The sequence below is a fragment of the Natronococcus amylolyticus DSM 10524 genome (assembly GCF_000337675.1).
GTDB classification, from domain to species: Archaea; Halobacteriota; Halobacteria; order Halobacteriales; family Natrialbaceae; genus Natronococcus; species Natronococcus amylolyticus.
Window position 1 is genome coordinate 279166 of sequence record NZ_AOIB01000021.1, and the last position, 19683, is coordinate 298848.

Here is a 19683-nt window from a genome sequence, read left to right on the forward strand (position 1 = left end):
CTAACAACGGTGTATGAGCGAGCAGCCACGCGTCGAGATCTACACCAAGACGCAGTGTCCCTACTGCGACAAGGCGAAGGACCTCTTCGATAGCAAGGGTATCGAGTACGAGACGTACAACGTCACCGGCGACGACGAGCTGTTCGAGGAGATGGTCGAGCGCGCCGAGGGCCGCAAGACCGCTCCCGAGGTCTTCATCGACGACGAACTCATCGGCGGCTGGGACGAGACCGCCGCGCTCGAGGAAACTGGCGAACTTGACGAGAAGCTCGGGCTCGTTACCGATGGTGGCTCGGAGACCGAACACCGCAAGCTGATCATCGCCGGCACCGGGATCGCCGGTCTCACCGCGGCGATCTACGCCGGTCGGGGCGACAACCAGCCGCTGGTCATCGAGGGCGACGAGCCCGGCGGCCAGCTCACCCTGACCACCGACGTCGCCAACTATCCCGGCTTTCCGGAGGGGATCAGCGGTCCCGACCTGGTCAACAACATGAAAGAGCAGGCCAAACAGTTCGGCGCCGAGCTCAAAAACGGCATCATCGAGTCCGTCGATGCGGACCAGCGCCCGTTCCGCGTCGAACTCACGAACGGCGACGTTTACACCGCCGACGCGATCATCGCCGCCTCCGGTGCCAGCGCCCGAACCCTCGGCATCCCCGGCGAGGACGAGCTGATGGGCTACGGGCTCTCGACGTGTGCGACCTGCGACGGCGCGTTCTTCCGCGACGAGGACATGCTCGTCGTCGGCGGGGGCGACGCCGCAATGGAGGAGGCGACGTTCCTCACGAAGTTCGCCGACACCGTCTACATCGCCCACCGACGCGAGGAGTTCCGCGCCGAGCAGTACTGGATCGACCGCGTCCACGAGAAGGTCGAGGAGGGCGAGATCGAGATTATGAAAAACACCGAGGTCACCGAGATCCACGGCTCTCAGGAGGCAGGCGTCGACCACGTCACCCTCGTCGAGAACGAGCAGGGCCACCCGACCGACCGACTCGACGACCCCGAGACCAACGAGTTCGAGTTCGACGTCGGCGCGGTCTTCTTCGCCATCGGTCACACGCCGAACACGGCGTACCTCGAGGGCACCGGCGTCACGATGGACGACGAGGGCTACCTCCGTACGCAGGGCGGCGACGGCGGCGGACAGACCGAGACCGACGTCCCCGGCATCTTCGGCGCCGGCGACGTCGTCGACTACCACTACCAGCAGGCCGTCACGGCCGCCGGAATGGGCTCGAAGGCGGCACTGGACGCCGACGAGTACCTCGAGGACCTCGAGCGCGCCGAGTCGAGCGCCGAGACCGAGGCCGCCGCGGCCGACGACTGAACTCAGTTCTCGCTTTCCCAGCGGTCGGCCAGTACTGCTGCAATTACGACCCCGAACGTGAGTCCCGACGACGCACCTAACAGGAGGTCGTCGAAGACGGCGACGAACCCGACGGCGATGACGACCCCGCAGGCGAGTCCGACAGCGAGGGCCTTCACGGTCCGTTCCCGATCCGTCATCGCCTCGCCGGTTTCGTTCATTACCGGACGTGGGTTCGAAGACGGCTTGAGGGTACTGGTCGGCTCGAGGAACCGTCCGTTCGTCTCAGCGAGAGCGAGTCCGAACTGCGTCGCGTTCGCCGCTCGGTCTTCGTTCCGATTGCATAGATACGGAACAGCCCTCTTCTCCGAGACTACCCGGGCCACACTGCGGTGGCGCGCGCTGGCGATCAGGTCGAGCGATAGCGAGAACTGATCGTTAACATCGTGTGAGGGATGAACGAGGGAACGGAGTGACTAAGAGAATCGGCTGGGGAGGGCGTGGCAATCCCGTGTGTCCAGAAGTAGCAGAACGGTATTGTCAGCCACAGTAGTAGATCGAGCCATTATGTCTGCCTCTTTGTCCACTAAGTTTGAATCACGACTCTCCTGCGCCTCGATGATCAGAATCGGAAACTACTGCGAAGCGTCGCCACTTCGGGGCGTGAGGGTTCAAAAAAGGCGGAGTGTCGCGAATCGCAAGGACCGGACGGAGTCCGGTAGTTAGTCGGCGTTAGTTCTGACGGCGGAGCGCGAGCATCGCGGCGCCGAGCAGTGCGACGATGGCGACGGCGACACCGAATCCGGGCACGGTCTCGTCGTCGTCGTCGGCGTCGTCAGCACCGTTGGCGTCGTCGCCGTTGGCACCGTTCTCACCGTTCTCACCGTTGGCGCCGTTCTCACCGTTCTCACCGTTGGCGCCGTTCTCGCCGTTCTCACCGTTCGCGTCGCCCTCGTCGCTGACGGTCAGCGTACCGGATGCGCTGTCGTCGTCAGTCTCGACGGACCAGTCGATGTCAGCTTCTTCGCTGGTGTCGAAGTCGAAGGACTCGCTCACGGAGTCACCGGCGTCGAGCTCGAGCTCCTCGGTGTACTCCTCGTCACCGACGGTGGCCTCGAGCGTCGCGTTGCCGGCCTCGCCGTTGTTGTTCACGACGTCCACGTCGAGGCTGGCGTCATCGTCAACGTTGACCTCGGATGGGGCGTCGGCGTCAATCTTGAAGCCGTCCTTCGTCTCCTCCTCATCGTCGTCGGCGGCGGAGACGAAGACGGCGTCGACGTCGTCGTCGTCAGTCTCAGCGTCGCCGACCGATGCGCTGAGGGTACGGATCTCGTCGTCCTCATCGTGGCTGCTCAGGTCGAAGGTCGTCGCGAGGACGCCGTCGTCGTCGACCTCAGCGTCGGACGTGTAGATCTCCGAACTCGCGCGGAGTCGGAAGTCACCGTCCGTGCCCGGCGCGAGGTTCGTCTCGGCCGTGATCTCGGACTCGTTGCTGTTCTCGATCTGGAGCTGACCCTCGTCGTCCTCGTCACCGACGAATTCGACGAAGGACTCCTCGACATCGAACTGCGCTTCAGCGGTTTCCTCGTCGTCGACATAGTCGTTGTCGTCGCCGACGGTGAACGTGACGTCCCAGGTCTCGTCAGCCTCGAGGTCCGCTTCGTCCTCGACATCAACGACGACGAAGAAGCGGTTCTCGTCTTCATCGACGATGACGTCATCGCCTTCCTCGAGTTCGATCGTGTCAGCGCTGCCGTAGCGCGGCTCGTCGGTATCCTCGAACTTGAGTTCGAGGTCCTCTTCGCCAGTCCACTGACCGTCATCGATACCGTAGCTGTAGATACCGGACGCTTCGACGCCGACAACGAGGAGGTCTTCCTCAGCAACCGAGTCGCTCTCGGTCGAGTCCTCGATGTCCTCGAGTTCGATTTCATCCGCATCGAACTCGTCACCAGGCGCGATCCAGGTGTTCATGTCGCCGGTCGATCGGTCGTCGAGAACGAGGACCGCAGCGTCGGTCTCGTCCTCAGTTCCGGGGAAGACTTCCAGCTCGTAGTCACCGGGGAGGAGGCGCTCGTCCTCATCCGCGTCGAGGGTAGCGTCCTCATCCTCGTCGAGTGCTTCCGTCACGTCAACATCAACAGGCTCACCTTCGTCATCAGTAACGGTGACGGGGTCACCGTCTTCCTGGCCCGCTTCGTAGGAGTCGAACTCGACCGTCAGGTTGTCAGCATCGCTGACGTCCTCGTCCTCAGCGGTCTCGATCTCAGCGGTGTAGTACTCTTCTTCGTCCGTCACGGTAATTGTGACGTCCTCAGTGCCGTCGTGGTCGACGCCGAACTCGGCGACGTCACCGACGTTCTGCTCGTAGGTGGATTCGTTGAACTGTGCGTCAGCTTCCGGCTCCTCACCGACCGTGATCTCGGCGGAGTCCTCGGCCGTCGTGTCAACGACGTCGACCGTGAACTCGTAGTCGCCGGTGCTCTCGTCGGAGAAGTCAGCCTCGAGGTCGTCATCTTCGTTGACTTCCTCGATGAGGACCGCATCCTCAAGCTCTTCATCTTCAGCGTCCTCGAAGATCTCCGTGAGGTCGTCCTCGTCGATGCTCTCGTTCTCGTGCTCGCCGCTCACGTGAACGTCAACATCCTCGCGGTCATCGAGGTCCTCGATGGTGAGGGTACCGTCCTCGGTCACGACGTCAGCGTCGAAGTCGACATCGATCGAGTGCTCGTTAGCCCAGAAGGTACCGAGGTCGTCAACATCGAATTCTGCCTCACTGGTGTCACCAGTGTAGTACAGGTGGTACGGTTCGTCGTCCTCGAGCTCGTCCGTCTCGACGGTCACGATACCATCGTCGTCAGGTCGGAGCGTGTCGAGGGTTTCTGCGTCACCGTCCTCGGTGTGGATACCGTCCTTCAGCTGAACGGGCTCGTCGAAGTCACCGTCGACTTCGAGTTCCTGTCCGATCCAGATATCTTCACCACTGAGGCTATCGTCCTCAGTGAGGTCAAACTCTACTTGGTCATTGCTGTTGGCCGCTGCCGCCCCTGCGAAGGACATCGACATGGCGACCACAGACATGACCATCAGCGCAGCAAGGAACGCTGCACGTCCCTTTTCGCGGAATGAAGTTTCGCTTGTCATTTGTTGTCTTGTTGGTTGGTTTGCGTGCGATCGAGCGGAGAGCGAGTCAACCATCAGCGGTGTCGCAGCCGACTCGCCCCGGGTAGGGGTAATCGCCTCTTTTGGCAACTGTGTAATAAGCTTTCTGAACAACCACTCCAATTTCTAATATATCTAATTCCGCTCGATAGCTGTTTATCAAGATGTTTTAGCGCCTCTCGAGTATTCCATAGCACTATCCTGTAAACTACTGATTGACTGATTCTACTCCTCTATCGTACGTATTTCTTAGTTATGAGTATAGAGTAGATGCAATCCAAGAGGGAATTAGAGTTAATTTGATACTGGTGTCAATCACAGAGGGTTCCCTCGAGCCACCCTCTCGAGAACACCGAACTACCACCGCTAAAACGACAGAAAGACTACGCGCGAAAAGAGCCGACCGCCGACGCCTACCCTTGAGCGTCCCGATACCGATGCAGCGCCCACACCGTGACGGACGCGAGTCCCGCAACCAGCGCGGGCCAGCGGTCGCTGCTCAGGTAGAGCCCGCCCGCGGGTGGGCGGTAGTCGAGCAGAGGCCAGAAGACCGCGTAGGCCTGGCCCGACGGCGTGATGAGCGCGATATCTAGCACGTGGTGGGAGGCGGCGCCGAGCAGAAACAGCGCGAACGCCTGCCGTCGATACTCGGGTGCGAGCAACAGCGCCGTCAGCAGGCCGAGCAAAATCGTCCCCCCAAGGGTGTGCAGCGGCGCCCAGGAGAAGGGGATCCCTAGCAGGTACTGCATCAGGCCGTCGGGGAGGAAGATCTCGGCTTTCACGAAGTCCGGCGCGAGCGCGCCGACCATGACGATCGTGACGTGGGCCGGCCCCATCCAGTCGTAGCGGAAGGCCAGCACCATCCCCAGCACGTAGCCCGCCAGCACGTGGGTGAGGACGTCAGCCACCGCGATCACCTCCCGCGGGCGCCTCGAGCGCGTCGTCGGTCCGCTCACGGCCGTCCTCGGCGGCCGACTCTCTGGATTTATCACGCGACCGCGCACGCTCGCGCGGAACGAACGCGAGTCGCTCGAGGTCAAACCGCCAGTCCCGAAGCACGCGGCCAACGACCAAGAGTCCGCCAAGCAGCGAGATCAGCATCATGTACTGCGTGTCGCCGGGCTCCTGAACGGTCGCCCGCTCCGCAGCCAGGGTGTCCTCGTCCTCGAGCGTCCCGGAGGCCGTGACCTGGTCGCCGACCTCGAGGGCGTCGTCGGTGTTCTGGACGGCCGCGTCGGCCTCGAGGACCGTGAACTGGCCGTAACCACTCGCACGCGTCGCGATGACGACCGGATCGGTCTCGACGACCTCGCCGCCGAGGACGACCTCCTCGCCGACGTAGCCGGCCCGGTCGTTGGGCACCTCGGTCTCGTCGGGGAGTTCGCTCTCCATCGGCTCGGCGGGGCTGGCGCCGGCCCAGACGATCAGCCCGGCGAGGGCCACGACGACGAGTCCGATCGCGAGAAGGCGGGCGCCCTGTCCGAACGGCTCTCGGCTCGACATTCGGTTCACTCGCCGGGGCGACTCGGCATAGGCGTTGCGCTCTCCTCGCCGAAGCGCGCCCGGAGCCGCCGACGGATCGGCGGCGCCTCGAGGGTGCGCCAGCCGACGACGGCGCCGACGGTGCCGACCAGAGAGAGCAGCGCTCGCGTGCTGGCGGCGTCGACGAGAACCGCGAGGACGGCGATCGCGATCGCCGCGAGAAACGCTCGCCAGGGGTCGCCGCGAGCGAGCCAGGCGATCGCGCCGAGATACGCGACGGCGAGGACGATCGAGACGGGGATGTCGACGAGGTAGTGGATGCCGAGCGCGAGTCGGGCGAAGCCGACGACGGCGACGACCGCGCCGGCAGCGAGCAGCCGCCGGGCGCGGGTACTGTGGGTCGTCCACAGCGCGAACGCACCCCAGGTGCTCACCGCCGCCATGACGTGGCCGCTGGGAAAGCCGTGCTCGCTCGAGGACACCGCGTGCAGGCTGGGATCGGTGCGAGGAAGCGCGAACGTGCCCTTGACCAGAACGACGAACGCGAGCCCCCCGAGCGCGACCGCGAGGACGTACGCGGTTCGATCGGAACAGAGCGGTCGCCCGTCGGGAACTCCCGCTCGAAGCGTTCGGCCGACGTCCTGAAGGTAGAACACTCCGAGCACGGGAACGAGCAGCGTCAGCTTCCCGGGGTAAGAGAGCGCGACGAACAGCAGCGTCGTCCACTCGGGGAGAAAGTCGCGGAGGAGTTCGGTCGCGCCGACGCTGCGGCTCATACCGCAAGACGGGACGCCACCAGGTAAACGGTTCGCGTTTCAGTCGCGCGCCAGCGCTCGTGGCGTGAGCCTCGCTCGAAAAATCTGGACCAAAAACGACCTAGAACGGGAACAGCGAGTCGGCGTCGGGATCCCGCTCGAGCAGCTCGATCTCGTGGCCGTCCTGGTCTTTCGTAAAGGCATACATGTTGTCGTTGCTCTCGGGATCACGGTAGTCCGCCGCTTCGCGGGTCATGAGCTGGTCCCAGTCCTCCTCCAGGTCGTCCATGCGGACACAGAGGTGGCCCCAGGCGTCGCCGAAGTCGTAGCTGCGGCCGTCGTAGTTGTAGGTGAGTTCGACGGCCATCGCCGCGTCGCTCGCGTCCTCGGGTTTCATGAAGTAGTTCGCGAACGAATCCGACTCCCAGCGGCCGGTGTGTTCGTACTCGAACTTGCGGGTCCAGAAGCCGAGCGCGTCGTCGGCGTCCTCGACGCGGATCATGGTGTGGTCGAGCGACCAGGTCGCGCCCTGCTCGGGGTCGCGCTGGACGATCTCGACCTCGTGGCCGTCGGGGTCCTTCACGAAGGCGTACCGGCCGCCACAGGACTCGGGGTCCCGATAGTCGTCGACGCCCTCGTCCATCAGCTGCTCGTAGTGCTCCTCGAGTTCGCCGTCAGGAACGCGCACGGCGATGTGACCCCAGGCGTCGCCGACCTCGAGGTCGTCCTCGCCCTCGTTGTGGGTGAGCTCGAGCATCGCCTCCTCCTCGTGCATCTCCTCGGGGCCGAGGTAGACGATGGTGAAGCCGTCGCCCTCGTGGCGGTCTTTCTCCTCGTACTCGAGGTGGGTCTGATACCAGTCGAGCGATTCCTCGAGGTCGCCGACGCGAAGCATGACGTGATCGAGCGTGCCCTCCATACCCGGACCAACGCCGGGAAATCTCAAAAGCGTGGCGAAGCCGGCGGTCTACTCGGCGTCGTCGACCGACTCGGTCCCGTGAGCCCCGGCATCGACGTCGACCGAGGACGCCTTCGGCTCGACGCCCTTGCGTTTTGCGTCGAGCTCCGAGAGTCCGTAGACGAGTCCGACGAGGACGACGAGTCCGATCGGCAGGAAGATCGCGGGCGAGAGCCCGAGGTAGCCGTACAGCAGGTAACAGAGGACCACGACGCTCATGACGGTCACAGCGTAGTAGAGCTGCGTTCGGACGTGGTCGATCAGGTCCGCCCCGGTGAACGTCGAGGACAGCACCGAGGTATCCGAGATCGGCGAGGTGTGGTCGCCGAAGATCGCCCCGGAGAAGACGGCGCCGACGACGACGGGCATGAGGTCGAACGAACCGGTCAGCTCGTAGACGACCTGGATCGCGATCGGCGTGACGATCCCCATCGTTGCCCACGACGACCCCATGGTGAACGCGACGAACGCCGCGACGAACAGGACGACGACCGGCAGCAGCTCGAGCGGGATCGCCTCGCCGACGTAGCCGGCGACGAAGTCGCCCGTTCCGAGGGCGTCCGCGACGTCGCTGATCGACCACGCGAGGACGAGGATCGTCACGGCGGTCACCATGAGTCGGAACCCGTCGAGGACGGTGTCGACGCCGTCGCCGAGATCGAAGAGGTCGTAGACGACGCCGATCGCGATCGCGGCCGCCACCATGGCGAACGAGCCCCAGACCAGCGCGCCGGCGAAGTCGCCGGCGCCGACGATATCGACGAGCACCTGGAGGAGCCCCGTCTCGTCGGCGGCCGCGCCGATCGTCGTCGGCGCACCCTCCTCGGCCTGCTCCCCGGTCCAGGCCTCGTACCCGGTCCAGAACGCGCCCGCAAGAGTCACCGCGACGAGGACGACGACGGGCGCGAAGAACGTCCGCAGCATCGGGCGGTCATCGATCGGCTTTCCGAGATCCTTCTCGACCTCCTGGAGCGGGGTGGCGTCCTCGCGGCTGACGAGCCCCTGCTTCCACGAGCGGTGTTCGGCGTCGAGCATCTCGCCGAAGTCCCGTCGCGTGTAGACGATGATGCCCACCATCGCGATCGCCAGCAGCGCGTAGGTGTTGTACGGAATCGACCAGACGAACGTCTCGAACGCCGTCGGCGCCTCGCCGTCGACGCCGAGGTCCTCGTAGGCGCCCGCGATCAGCGAGAGCTGGAAGGCGACCCAGCTCGAGAGCCCGATCGTCGCGACGGGCGCGGCCGTCGAGTCGACGATGTAGGAGAGCTTCTCGCGGGAGATCCGGAACTGGTCGGAGATCTCGCGCATCGTGCTGCCGACGATCGCCGTGTTGGCGTAGTCGTCGAAGAACATGAGCAGCCCCAGAATCCAGGTCGTGAGCCCGACCGTGCGCTGGCTCTCGAGTCGTTCGGTCGCCCAGTTGCGGACGGCGGTCGCACCGCCGAGTCGCCAGATCAGTGCGACGCCCGAGCCGAGTAGGATGGTGAACAACAGGATCTGGACGTGGAACCCCTCGTCGGCGATGATCGCGCCGACGATCCAGTCGAACGTCTGTCCGATGCCGAGACTCTCGGTGTAGATGATCGCACCCGACCAGACGCCGAGGAACAGCGAGAGCATCGGCCGCCGCGTGACGACCGCGAGCACGATCGCGAGCAGCGGCGGTAACAACGATAACGCTCCGAACTCAGACATGATCGGACGTACATCGCTGAAGCTGATAATTCTGTTCCATCGAAATCGACAGCTGCCGAGCCACTACCGCCGCAGAATGAGCTTCAGTACGTCCTCGTCCTCGAGAACGTGATCCGTCCCGACCTGTTGTTCGTCGTGGGTCGCGCTGGGGCCGCTGACGCGGGCGAAGCGGAATCGCTCCTCCATCTCGCCGCCGAGTTTCTCGATGGCCTCGCCAACGGTCGATCCTCCCTCGATCACGAGGGGTTCCTCCCAGTCGACACCCCGTCCCGGTTTGTCCATGTAGACCCGGATCAGCCCGAGGTTCTCCCAGATTCGGTCCTTGAGCGCGTCGAGACCGCGTTCGGCCTCCGCGCTGATGAACGTCACTTCCTCCTCGGGGTCGAGCCCGCGCTCGCGCAGTTGCTCGTCGACCTGCTCCTTGTAGTCGGGCTCGATCAGATCGACCTTGTTGACGCAGGTGATCGACGGGATGTACTCGCGGTTCTCCATCAGCCCGTCGATCAGCCGATCGATGGTGACGTTCTCCTGAAGGTTCAGGTCGGCGTTGACGTAGCCCTGGTCGCGGAGCACGTCCGAGATCGTCTCCTCGTCTAAATCCTGGTCGGTGCTCGAGGTGATCTTGATTCCGTCTTTGATCTTCGGCCGGACGGTCACCCGCGGGGGGTCCTGGTCGACGCGGATGTTGATGTCGTACAGCTCCTCCTGGAGTCGGTCGTACTGGTCGATCTCGAACACCGAGAGTACGAAGATGATCAGGTCGGCGTTGCGGACGACCGCCAGCACCTGCTGTCCGTCACCCTTCCCGGACGCCGCCCCTTCGATCAGTCCGGGGACGTCGAGCAGCTGGATGTTCGCCCCCCGGTGGTTGAGCATCCCCGGGTTGACGTCCAGCGTCGTAAACTCGTAGGAGCCCGTCTCGCTCTCGGCGTTGGTCAGCGAGTTCAACATCGACGACTTGCCGACGCTCGGAAAGCCGACGAGCGCGACCGTCGCGTCGCCGTGTTTTTCCACGGAGTAGCCGCCGCCACCCCCCGAGCCCGACTGCTGGTTCTCGAGTTTCTCCTTCTTCTCGGCGAGCTTGGACTTCAGCCGACCGAGGTGGGCCTCGGTCGACTTGTTGTAGGGCGTGTTGGCGATCTCCTCTTCGATCTCCTCGATATCGTCCTCGAGCCCCATTTGTCTGTACTCAACCGGGCGGACCGAAAAACGCTTTCCATGCGACCCGCACCCCGGCTTCGACCGACCGTCCTCGAAGTTCGCCACCACCGAGGTGTACCACCCGGTTTCAGCACGATCGACGATGAAGTTCGACACCCATAAACGGTCGGCGGCGGTAGCGTCGCACAGAGATGCCGGAACCGGCACAGCTGCGAGACAGCACCCAGATCGTGCTCCCCCGCGAAACCCTCGAGGGCCTCGAGTCGCGCCTCGACGAGGAGTTCACCGTCACCGTCGTTTCCGAAGACGACGATCGCTGCCGGATCATCGGGAGTCCCGTCGAGATCACGGACGTAAGCGAGTTCCTCACTCGTCGCGGTGTCGTCGTTCAGTAGCCGACACACCGACGCTCGCAGGACAGTGGAACCGACGCGAGCTACCGCTCGGGGTGTGTCGGCGCGTCGAACCCACCCCGTACCAGCGGTTTCGCGACATGGCGGCGCGCACACGGCGGGACCTCGTACCACCCCTCTTCGAGGTCGCGCTCGAGCGCCACCGTCTCCTTCTCCGGTGCACTCGTCTTGCAGTCGCGACACCGATACCCCTGATTCCGCCCGGCACTCTCCATCGTCCGCCCGCAGTCGGGACAGGTCGGCGTGACGCGTTCGGTCTCGACGCGCTCCCGAAGAGTGAACTTCTCGAGTTTGAGCGTCCCCCTCGATACCTCGCCACAGACCGTGAGCCGGTCGCCGACCCGCAGCGCTCGCACCCGGTCGCGGAACCGCTTGGTCGGCTCGAAGGCGGCACACTCGAGCGACGGCCGTTCGTTCCGGTCGCGGTCGTCGCCGAGTCCCTCGAGGGCGACGAAGACGTGGCCGCCCCGCCTGGTTTCGGGCTCGCTCGCGACCCGGCCGTCGACCCGGTAGGCTCGCCCGTCCCGGACCGACTTGAGCGAGCCATCTCGAAGATGGACGTCCGTTCCCTGATTGGTGACGAACAGCCGGCTCGAGGCGACGGGTTCGCTCTCGATTCCTTCGGCGACCCGACTGATTGCGTCGGGGTCGTCGCCCCGAATGCCGTACAGGATCGGACCGGGCGTGTGAGGAACGCAGACCGTTTCACCCTCGCCGCGGTCGACGGTGTCCCAGACCCTCGGATACTCGCGGTCGGCCGCGGCGAAGACGCTCTCGGACTCGACCTCGCGGGGCGTTCCCCACCGTTCGGACTGCCGGTAGGAGATCCGTTCGTAGGTCCACTCCTCGAGTTCGTTCCAGGCACCGATCGCGGCGAGGGCGCCGATCCGGCCGCGGCCGTTGCCGGCGTGCCACGAGCGGTAGCCGTGACCGTCGATCAGGGTCGCCGCGTCGGCTCGCTCGAGGTGGCCCCGAATCGCTCGCCGGGTGAACGCGCTCACGTCCGCCGGGGCTTCCTGCGGGCCGTGGTCGGCGACGACCAGCCCGGGGTGGGTTCGCTCGTCCGCGGTTTCCGCGAGGCACTCGAGTTGCTCGCGGGCGATTTCGAACGCATCTGCAGGCGCACAGTCAGTGTGAATCGCCAGCGCGGCGTTGCCGCGGGTCTTGTACTCGACGGCGGGGTTGAGCCGAACGAGGATCAGTCGCGATACCGACGCGCCCGAGCGTTCCAGTCGCTCGGCGATCGTCTTCGCAACGTACGTCGTACACATTCCGTGCTCGCGGGAGTCGGTATCGTCGAGCCCGACGACGGTCATCGACCAAGGGTAGCCGGGCCACTGAGTAACCGCTTTCGGACCCCGACGCCGAATTCCGATCGTATAAAAGCGTACCTCTCCAATTCCCGGCGAATCGCCACCCTGCGGGCGGGGATCCGCGGGACAACACTGATATAGATGGGCTCACTTACAATCCTCTATGTCCCGCTCGGCACTGGTCGGCAACGTTACCGCGATGCTAGAGGACGCGGGATTCGTGGTCAGCGACCGGTGTGCGATTCGCCCAAAGAGCTTCGACATCGCCGCCCGTCGCGGCGACAACCTGTTGCTCGTCAAGATTTTGGGCAACATCGACGCCTTCAACGAAGAGACCGGTCACGAGATGCGACGCCTAGGTACCTACCTGCAGGCGACGCCGCTGATGATCGGCCTGCGCAGCCGAGACGAGGATCTCAAACCCGACGTCACCTACTTCCGCCACGGCGTCCCCGTCCTCAGCCCCGACACGGCGTACAACCTGTTCATCGAGGACGTTCCCCCGCTGATCTACGCGGCGCCCGGCGGACTGTACGTTAACATCGACGGCGACCTGCTGGCCGACGAACGCGAGGGTCACGAACTAAGCCTCGGACAGCTCGCCAGCCAGCTCGGCGTCTCCCGACGGACGGTCTCGAAGTACGAGGACGGGATGAACGCCTCCGTCGAGATCGCGATGGCACTGGAAGAGCTGTTCGACGCCTCCCTGACCAGTCCCGTCGACGTCCTCGAGGGCGCCGACGAGGTTCACGAGAGCGAGTCGACCCCGGAGGATCCCGACGCCGATCCGACCGACGAACAGGTCGTCGCCGTCCTGACGCGAGCCGGCTACCGGGTCCATCCCACCGTCCGCTCCCCGTTCAAGGCCGTCAGCGAGGACGAGGGCGACAGCGGCGTCGTCCTCACCGGCCACTCGGAGTTCACCGAGGCCGCCGAGAAGCGGGCCCGGATCATGAGTTCGATCGGCCGCGTTACCCGTACGCAGTCGGTGTACGTCGTCGACCGCGCGAAACAGGAGTCCGTCGACGGCACCGCCCTCGTCGAACGCGAGGAGCTCGAGGAGCTCCGCGACGCGGACGATCTCCGTGCGGTGATCCGCGAGCGGGCCGAGCGCGAGGAGGCCGTCTGAGAGGCGATCCGGAACGACGGCCGTCGGAGCCGGACCGCCGCGGTGTTGCTCGAGCCGATCGGTCGGAATCCTCGCTGTCGTGTACTTTTGCGATTATCTGAAGACGACTCGAGTTAGATTCCGGAGTCCCGACGACGACGGCTCGATGGCAGAGACGACGTCTCCGAATTCGCTTGCGTTTACGCAAACGGAAACGTTCCCGCAATCGTCGACTGTCGAACCGGACACTCGAGCGACTCGCGAGCGATCAGTTTCGGCGAAGGGACTCGAGCGAGAAGTTTCCGGAATCGATCCGTCGGCTCTCGGGCTCGTACTCGATGACGCCCGCGTCCGCCAGCCACGGGAGGTGAGCGTGGTGAAGCGTGAGCGCGACCCGTTCAACGGACGGCCTCTCCTCGTCGTCGGTCTCGAGTTCGGCTTCGCGGTTCGCGACCGCGACGGCCAGTTCGTCGATCCCGAACGGCTCGGTGTACTCGGCGAGGATCGCGAGTGCAACTCGCCGCCGATCCGCCGCGAGGAGTTCGTGACGATCGCGGTCGGACAGCTCTTCCCTCCCTACACACCTATCGGCCGCATCGTTCGATGTTCGGACCATTTCGTGATTACGCCGGCTTGGTTCACTCAACGAGTCGTTCGACCGTAAGATCGAACTAAAACATCTTAGGCGGGTTTGGGTGAAAGTCGGAGGAAGCGTTCCGATTTCGACCGCGGTTTCGCGCCGAACTCGAGTAGATGGCTCCGTCGACGGAAGGTTAATACGCAGAAACACGGTACACGGGACGATGCGATCGGAATCGCTAACCGACGCGCTCCGGGAGACGCTCGCGGTCTTCGACGGATCGGGCGAGCCCCGGACGACGCCTGAGGTAGCCGAACGGCTCGAGCTCGGTCGACGGAGCACGTACGACAGACTGGAGCGACTCGCCGAGCGGGAGTGCCTCAAGACGAAGAAGGTCGGCGCGAACGCTCGAGTCTGGTGGCAGCCGGCGACAGGTGGGGTAACGAAAGCGAACTCCGAGGAACTCGAGGAAGTAGTCACTCGGATTAGCGACGGATTCTTCGCAGTCGATGACGAGTGGCGACTGACCTATCTCAACGAGATCCACACGTCGATGTTCGACGGTACTCCCTCGGAGCTGCTGGGCGAGCGCCTGTGGGACGCTGCGCCGGGACTGCTCGACACCGCCTTCGAGAGGGCCTATCGGGAGGCGATGGAAACCCAGACGGCAACCACCGTCGAAGCGTACTTTCCACCTCTCGAGGGCTGGTACCGGGACATCGTCCACCCGTCGCCGTCGGGGCTATCGATCTACTTCACGGACGTCACCGAACGCAAGGCGCGCGAACGGGCCCTGGAACGATACGAGCGCATCGTCGAAACGGTCGGCGACGGAATTTACGTACTCGACGGCGACGACCGGTTCACGTTCGTCAACGACGCGTTCGTCTCGATGACGGGATACGGCCGCGAGGAGCTGCTCGGGAGCGCCGCCGAGTTCGTGTTCGGCGACGAGTTCGAGGAGACTGCGACGGAGACCTGGACCGGACTCGAGTCGACGAACCGGAGCGTCACCGTCCTCGAGGAGCGGCTACACGGCGCCGATGGCGAGTCGTTCGTCGTGGAGAGTCGGTTCAGTCGGCTCGAAGTCGGGAACGGCGAGTGCGGGCGTGTCGGCGTCGTCCGCGACGTTACCGACCGGGCCGAGTACGAACGGGAACTCGAACACCAGCGCGAGCAGCTGGCGGCGGTGACCAGTCTCGGCGAGGTCGCAAACGAGATCGTCCACGCCATCATCGGACAACCGACTCGCGAGGATATCGAGGACACGGTCTGTAAGAACCTCGCGAACTCCGACTCGTACCTGTTCGCCTGGATCGGAGAGGTCGACACCGCGACCCGGACAGTGGATCTCCGAACCGAAGCCGGCGTCGAGGGCTACCTCGACGAAACCACGATCTCGGTCGATCCGAACGACGACCGGAGTAAGGGGCCGACCGGCCGGGCGTTTCGGTTCGGCAAGGTACAGACGACGCGAGACATCGATTCCGATCCACGGTACGAGCCGTGGCGGAGTCACACCAAACCCTACGGGGTTCGGTCGTCCGCGGCGATCCCGATCGCCCACGAGGGCGGTATCTACGGCGTGTTGAACGTCTACGCGGATCGCCCGTCTGCGTTCGAGAGACAGGAGGGAAAGCGGATCACGCAGCTCGGCGAGGTCATCGGTCACGCGATCGCCGCCGCCGAGCGCAAGCAGTCGCTGTTGAGCGACGATCTCGTCGAACTCGAGTTTCGGATTCGGGACGTCTTCGCCGGGCTCGACAGTCCGAACGAGATGCCGGGACGAATTACGTTCGAGCACACGATCCCGATCGGTGAGGACGAGTTTCTCGTCTACGGCACTGCCACGCCGGATGCGATCGACACCGTCCGGAACCTTGGTGAGACACACGATGGAGAGGTTGACGTCACAGTCCACTCGGAGGCGACTCCTCCCGGATTTGAACTTCGTATAACCGATCCACCGGTGCTCTCTGTCATCGCTGCTCTCAGCGGATACGTCGATAGCGCGTCGATCGAGAACGGTGACTATCGGTTGACGATCCACCTCGCGCCAAGTGTCGACGTTCACCGCGTCGTCGACGCCGTCGAGTCGGCGTACTCGGACGCCGAACTGCGCTGTCACCGCCAGATCACGCGACCGCGAGACGACCCGCGACCCGTGCAACGCCGCCTCACTGGTGAACTTACCGATCGGCAACATGCTGTCCTCTCCGCGGCGTACTACGCGGGGTTCTTCGAGTGGCCCCGCGAGAAGTCCGCGGCGGAGCTCGCGGACTCGCTCGACATCGCGGCGCCGACGTTCCACCAGCACCTTCGGAAGGGCGAACGGAAGGTGTTCGACTCGCTGTTTTCGCCGCCGGACGAGCGGGAGGAGCAATCGTGAACGACTCGAGGAGTGAGATGCTGGATGTCCCCTCCCCTCCGGTCGCGGGTATCTTACCGCCTATACCAAGATCTATTTTAAATGTAAATAGATCGTCAAATTGGTGAGGTATCGAAACTATCCTCTCGAGAGTATTTTAACTCCACATGGACAGATATATTAGCTGCACACGGTGCGATTTCATACTCCTGGCGTCGAGCACCGAGCGACCGCGACCGGCGAGACATCGTACGTGTCCCGGCTGTGACGGAACCGACTTCCGGTTCGAGAGCGACGGACTCACCGTTCTAGAGGAGGAGTCCGCTCCACGAAAGTAACTGCAAACGATCACGCAAACGTTTTCGGAAACGTTTGCGAAGGTGGCCGTCCCGGTTCCGCGGATCGGCGGTTCCGCTCCGAGAGTCCGACGAAACCAAGGCGTTTCGATCCTATGCGAACGTATGGGAGGGACAGTCGCGGAGATCGAACTTTCGCCGGCGGAGTTCGTCCTCGAGGAGACGATCAACGCCGTCGAGGGGCTCGAGTGCGAGGTCGAACGGGTCGTCGCGAACGTCGACGGGGACGTCATGCCGTTCCTCTGGGTCGACGCGCCCGATCTCGAGGGGCTCGAAGACGTACTCGAGGAGGACGAAACCGTCGACAACGTCCGACTGCTCGCGGACGTCGACGGCGAACAGCTCTACCAGATGGACTGGGTCCAACGGGTCGACGCGCTCGTCCAGGTACTCGTCGAGGAGGAGGGGACGGTACTCTCGGCGGTCGGCGACGCCAGCGGCTGGCAGTTCCGGCTGCTGTTTCCCGACCGGGATAGCCTGTCGCGAACGAACGACTACTGCCGATCGAACGGAATCCAGTTCCAGCTCCACGCCGTTTACAGCCTCGAGGAGGGCCGACAGGGTCGGTTTGGCCTCACCGACGACCAGCAGGACACTCTCGAGATTGCCTTCGAGCGCGGCTACTACGAGATTCCTCGCGACGCCGATATGATGGCACTGGCCGAGGAGATGGATATCTCCCATCAAGCGCTCTCGGAACGGCTCCGCCGAGCTCACCGCAGCCTCGTCCAGAACACCGTCATCATCGGTCAAGAGAGCGATCCCGACGAGTAAGCAGACGATAGTTCTGGCGTCCGACTCGAACTCGTCGGAAGGCGATCGACGGATCCTGTAAGTGACGATTCGTAGCGACGCTGTTACGATTGCAGTCGGTGATCGATCGGCAGTAGCTGCGAGAGTTCCACCGTCTGGCGACCCGTCATCGGGTAACTATCTGCCGCTCGAACCCGTCTCTCCCGTGAGGATACCATCATGGCCACGAACGCGGCAGGCGGAATTCTGCGCAGAACGGTACTGAAAGCCGGCGCGGCGGCGGGAGTACTCGCGATGGGCGGCGCTGCGAGCGCGGCCGACGACACCGACGACGAGACGAACGACGTCGACGAGCCCGACGGATTCGAGGTAACGGTCCTGGGGGACCACGCTCCGTTCGTCGACGACGTCACCGCAACGTTCGAACTCACCTACGCGGACGGCGAGACGGACGAGCCAACCGTCGTCGACCTCGAGGACGCCTCGACGGTCGTCGTCGCGGAGGCGACCTGGGAGGCGGGGGCGAGGTCGGGCTGGCATCGCCACCCCGGCATGTCCGTCGTCCACATGGTCGAGGGCGAGATCGAACATACGATGGAAGACGACTGCATCCCCCGGACGTACGCGGCCGGGGACGCGTGGATCGATCCCGGCCACGTCCACAGGGCCGACAGCGAGGACGGCGCGTTCGCCTACGTGACGTTCCTCGGCATTCCCGAGGACGAACCGCCGACCGAGTGGGTCGAGCCGGTCGACTGTTGAATGGCCTCGAGCGACCCATCCTCGATCGGTCGGGGAACGGGAGGGCCGGAGCCGTGACCCCCGAGACCGCTCGGCGAGGCGACGGTGACCGAAGCGGACGGGCGATCGTCGTCGGGGCAGGCGTCGCCGGTCTGACGGCGGCCCGCGTCCTCGCGGACTCGTTCGATTCGGTGACGGTGATCGACCGCGATCCGCTGCCCGACGAGCCCGTCTCCCGGCCCGGGGTTCCCCAGGCTAACCAGATTCATATCCTCTGGGAAGCCGGTCGGTTGGCGCTCGAGAAGCTGTTCCCGGGGTACACCGAGGAGCTGTGTGCCGCCGGCGGCGTGTCCATCGACGGCCGGCGTGATCTGCACCTGTACAGTCAGGGCGGGTTTCTGGCGTCGGGGTCATCGCCCTTCCCGCTGTATGCTGCGAGCCGACCGCTGTACGAGCAGCTCCTCCGGCGGCGGGTCGCCGAGCTGGAGGGAGTTAGACTTCGGTCACAGTGCCGATTCGTCGACTACGAAACCGACGAAACGAAAACGGCCGTAACCGGCGTTCGCGTTCGCTCTCGAGGTGCCGAGCGGACGGCGCTCCCGGCAGAGCTGGTCGTCGACGCGACCGGCAGGACGAGTCGAACCCCGGCCTGGCTGGCGCGAAACGGCTACGGGCAGCCCCCGACAGACGAGGTGACGATCGGGCTGGCCTACACGACGATCGCCCTCGAGCGCCCGCCCGACGACCGCCGGATGATCGGGATGCTGGCCGAGCCACCCCGGACGAGGGGCGGAGCCGTATTACCCGTCGAGGGCGACCGGTGGCTCGTGAACGTCCACGGCGTCCACGGGGATCACCCGCCGACGGACGTCGGCGGAATCGGCGAGTTCGTTGCACCCCTTCCGACGGCCGTGTTCGACCGATTGCTTGAGGAGTGTCCGCCGCTGGCGGAGACGGGTCATCACTACCCGTTCCCCTCGAACCGACGCTACCGCTACGAGGCCCTCGAGCGGTTTCCCGATGGGCTGGTCGTGGTCGGGGACGCGGTCGCCAGCTTCAATCCGATCTACGGCCAGGGAATGTCGGTGGCCGCGCTCGAGGCGCTGGCGCTCGGGCGCACGCTCCGAGAGGGGCGAAGCGGGATCCCGACGCGGTTTTTCGACCGCGCGGCGGCGATCGTCGATCCCGCGTGGATGCTGGCGATCGGGGCCGACAGCGCCTTCTCCGAGACGCGGGGCGACGTTCCTCGGGGAACCGCGGTCTTCGACTGGTACCTATCTCGACTGTTTCGGAGGGCCCACACCGACGGAAAGCTGACCGACGCCTTTCTGGGGGTCCTCTCGATGCAACGGCCTCCGTCCTCGCTGCTCCGTGCCAGCGTCGCGTGGCGCGTGCTCGCTCCGAGATACGGCGGCAACCGATCGGCTCGGGACTCACCGAACCGACCGCCCTCGGCTCACGAGAGGAAACCGGATCTCGCCCCTCGGCGATCGAACCGACGCTGACCCGACGGTAGGTCGGAGGGA

The 19683-nt window shown here is 64.6% G+C and carries 17 protein-coding genes; 7 read left to right on the plus strand and 10 right to left on the minus strand.

Going from position 1 to position 19683, the window contains the following annotated elements; genetic code table 11:
- The first annotated feature begins 13 nt into the window (after nucleotides 1-13).
- Nucleotides 14-1333, plus strand: coding sequence for an FAD-dependent oxidoreductase (locus tag C491_RS10290; RefSeq protein ID WP_005555894.1), 1320 nt, complete (start codon nucleotides 14-16; stop codon nucleotides 1331-1333).
- A gap of 2 nt (nucleotides 1334-1335) precedes the next feature.
- On the opposite strand, the gene C491_RS10295 is transcribed toward C491_RS10290, so the two are convergent.
- The 8 genes from C491_RS10295 to C491_RS10330 all read right to left on the minus strand — a co-directional run bounded on the left by C491_RS10295 (nucleotide 1336) and on the right by C491_RS10330 (nucleotide 10543).
- Nucleotides 1336-1533, minus strand: coding sequence for a hypothetical protein (locus C491_RS10295; RefSeq protein WP_005555896.1), 198 nt, complete (start codon nucleotides 1531-1533; stop codon nucleotides 1336-1338).
- Nucleotides 1534-2044: 511 nt separating this feature from the next.
- Nucleotides 2045-4510, minus strand: a complete 2466-nt coding sequence (locus C491_RS10300) for a BGTF surface domain-containing protein (protein WP_338042742.1) — start codon at nucleotides 4508-4510, stop codon at nucleotides 2045-2047.
- A gap of 377 nt (nucleotides 4511-4887) precedes the next feature.
- Entirely contained in the window at nucleotides 4888-5391 is a 504-nt protein-coding gene (locus tag C491_RS10305; protein WP_005555901.1) for a metal-dependent hydrolase, read from the minus strand.
- Nucleotides 5375-5977, minus strand: coding sequence for a hypothetical protein (locus C491_RS10310; RefSeq protein ID WP_005555902.1), 603 nt, complete (start codon nucleotides 5975-5977; stop codon nucleotides 5375-5377). The genes C491_RS10305 and C491_RS10310 overlap by 17 nt, the downstream gene beginning before the upstream one ends.
- Before the next feature lie 5 nt (nucleotides 5978-5982).
- Entirely contained in the window at nucleotides 5983-6732 is a 750-nt protein-coding gene (locus tag C491_RS10315) for a phosphatase PAP2 family protein (protein WP_005555903.1), read from the minus strand.
- A 100-nt stretch (nucleotides 6733-6832) separates the two neighbouring features.
- Nucleotides 6833-7630, minus strand: a complete 798-nt coding sequence (locus C491_RS10320; RefSeq protein ID WP_005555904.1) for a VOC family protein — start codon at nucleotides 7628-7630, stop codon at nucleotides 6833-6835.
- A 48-nt stretch (nucleotides 7631-7678) separates the two neighbouring features.
- Nucleotides 7679-9364, minus strand: a complete 1686-nt coding sequence (locus tag C491_RS10325; protein WP_005555905.1) for a Na+/H+ antiporter NhaC family protein — start codon at nucleotides 9362-9364, stop codon at nucleotides 7679-7681.
- A 63-nt stretch (nucleotides 9365-9427) separates the two neighbouring features.
- Nucleotides 9428-10543 carry an OBG GTPase family GTP-binding protein gene (locus tag C491_RS10330; protein ID WP_005555906.1) on the minus strand — a complete coding sequence of 372 codons (1116 nt, stop codon included), beginning with the start codon at nucleotides 10541-10543 and terminating at the stop codon, nucleotides 9428-9430.
- Nucleotides 10544-10716: 173 nt separating this feature from the next.
- On the opposite strand from C491_RS10330, the gene C491_RS10335 reads away from it, so the two are divergent.
- Entirely contained in the window at nucleotides 10717-10920 is a 204-nt protein-coding gene (locus C491_RS10335; RefSeq protein ID WP_005555909.1) for a VNG_1110C family protein, read from the plus strand.
- Nucleotides 10921-10961: 41 nt separating this feature from the next.
- Here C491_RS10335 and C491_RS10340 read toward each other — a convergent pair whose 3' ends face one another.
- Nucleotides 10962-12254 carry a tRNA(Ile)(2)-agmatinylcytidine synthase gene (locus C491_RS10340; RefSeq protein ID WP_005555910.1) on the minus strand — a complete coding sequence of 431 codons (1293 nt, stop codon included), beginning with the start codon at nucleotides 12252-12254 and terminating at the stop codon, nucleotides 10962-10964.
- Nucleotides 12255-12414: 160 nt separating this feature from the next.
- On the opposite strand from C491_RS10340, the gene C491_RS10345 reads away from it, so the two are divergent.
- Nucleotides 12415-13380: a transcriptional regulator gene (locus tag C491_RS10345; RefSeq protein WP_005555911.1), complete on the plus strand. Its 966-nt coding sequence runs from the start codon at nucleotides 12415-12417 to the stop codon at nucleotides 13378-13380.
- Between the two features lie 247 nt (nucleotides 13381-13627).
- Here C491_RS10345 and C491_RS10350 read toward each other — a convergent pair whose 3' ends face one another.
- Entirely contained in the window at nucleotides 13628-13975 is a 348-nt protein-coding gene (locus C491_RS10350; RefSeq protein ID WP_005555912.1) for a DUF7344 domain-containing protein, read from the minus strand.
- Between the two features lie 187 nt (nucleotides 13976-14162).
- Between C491_RS10350 and C491_RS10355 the strand changes: the two genes are divergently transcribed.
- The 4 genes from C491_RS10355 (at nucleotide 14163) to C491_RS10370 (ending at nucleotide 19662) form a co-directional block, all read left to right on the plus strand.
- Nucleotides 14163-16328: a bacterio-opsin activator domain-containing protein gene (locus C491_RS10355; protein ID WP_005555913.1), complete on the plus strand. Its 2166-nt coding sequence runs from the start codon at nucleotides 14163-14165 to the stop codon at nucleotides 16326-16328.
- Between the two features lie 440 nt (nucleotides 16329-16768).
- Entirely contained in the window at nucleotides 16769-17437 is a 669-nt protein-coding gene (locus C491_RS10360; RefSeq protein WP_005555914.1) for a helix-turn-helix domain-containing protein, read from the plus strand.
- Nucleotides 17438-17635: 198 nt separating this feature from the next.
- A complete protein-coding gene (locus C491_RS10365) occupies nucleotides 17636-18178 on the plus strand; it encodes a cupin domain-containing protein (protein ID WP_005555915.1) in 543 nt (180 codons plus the stop codon).
- Nucleotides 18179-18231: 53 nt separating this feature from the next.
- Nucleotides 18232-19662: an FAD-dependent oxidoreductase gene (locus C491_RS10370; protein ID WP_083909304.1), complete on the plus strand. Its 1431-nt coding sequence runs from the start codon at nucleotides 18232-18234 to the stop codon at nucleotides 19660-19662.
- Nucleotides 19663-19683: the final 21 nt, after the last annotated feature.